This window comes from Vibrio sp. FF266 (assembly GCF_041439695.1).
Classification (GTDB): Bacteria; Pseudomonadota; Gammaproteobacteria; order Enterobacterales; family Vibrionaceae; genus Vibrio; species Vibrio tasmaniensis_A.
Map to the genome: position 1 here is coordinate 1 of NZ_JBGOOO010000115.1, position 1243 is coordinate 1243.

A 1243-nucleotide genomic window follows, 5' to 3' on the forward strand; every position below is an offset into this window, starting at 1 on the left:
TGATCTGCTCCAGCAGGACTGGACACTACATTAAGCGACATTTCGTTGTTCAAAGTTAATTGGGCTTAGATACCCAAGAGCACTGTGCCTTCTTGTTCGGTTATAATCAACCTCAATATATTCAAAGATCGTTTGACGCATAGTGTCTCTAGTCATGATCGGCTCATATTGGATCGCTTCAACTTTCATCGAGTGAAAGAAACTCTCTACGCAGGCATTATCCCAACAATTTCCTTTTCTACTCATACTTTGCTTTAAATTATAAGCAGTTATGAGTTCACGATAATCTTTAGAGCAGTATTGGCTTCCTCTATCACTGTGAATAATTACATCCTCTGGGAAGCCACGACGGAATAAGGCCATCGACAATGCATCACAAACTAGAGTCGCTGTCATTCGTGTCCCCATAGACCAACCGACTACCTGCCGTGAGTACAGGTCAATAACAACCGCTAAGTAAAGCCAGCCCTCACTCGTTGCTATGTAGGTGATGTCGCCCGCCCACTTCTGGTTAGGAGCACTCGCTGTGAAATCCTGTTCGAGTATGTTTGGTGCTACAGGCATTTTATGGTTGCTATCCGTTGTGCATTTAAATTTGCGGGCTGCTTTCGCCACCAAACTCTGGCGCTTCATACTGGTTGCGATGGTCTTAACATTATGTTTATTCCCATTCTCAGCTAACTCAACCTGAATACGTCTTGCACCATCTCTGCCTTTGCTATTTTCGAAAGCTTCCTTCACCTTTTCATCCAACACGTGTCGAGCTTGTAGACGCAAGTTGTCTTTATAGCGATGCTTGATCCAATAATAAAACCCACTTCGGGAGACCGAGAACACCTTGGCCATGCGATAAACGCTAAAGTCCACCATGTTCTCGAGCATAAATTCGTAGCAATCTATTTTAGATTCTTCGCGAAGTAGGTGGCGGCCTTTTTTACAATATCTAGCTCTTCAGCTTGTTCGGCCAGTTGTCGTTTAAGTTTGGCAACTTCAACGGCAAGATCTTTTTCTCTTTGGCTAGAATTGGTGTCTTTCGTTGCAGCTTTACGCCAGCCGTAGATTTGAGATTCATGTAGCGAGAGCTGCTTTGCGGTGGCAGCTACACCTACTTTCTCTGCTAACCTCAGAGCTTCGGCTTTGAATTCAGGAGAGTGGAGAATACGTTTCTTCTTGTTTGTCATGGTTCACCTCGTTAGTGATTGTACTCACTTAACGCAGTGTCCAAAACTACTGGTTCAGATCA

1 protein-coding gene is annotated in these 1243 nt (G+C 44.2%); it reads right to left on the reverse strand.

The features are described from left to right. Nucleotides 1–30: 30 nt before the first annotated feature. Nucleotides 31–1181 (reverse strand): IS3 family transposase gene (locus ACED59_RS24495; RefSeq protein WP_371693082.1). Its coding sequence is split into 2 segments (ribosomal slippage): nt 31–938 and nt 938–1181, totalling 1152 coding nucleotides; the frame shifts between segments, so codons are not numbered across the junction. Nucleotides 1182–1243: the final 62 nt, after the last annotated feature.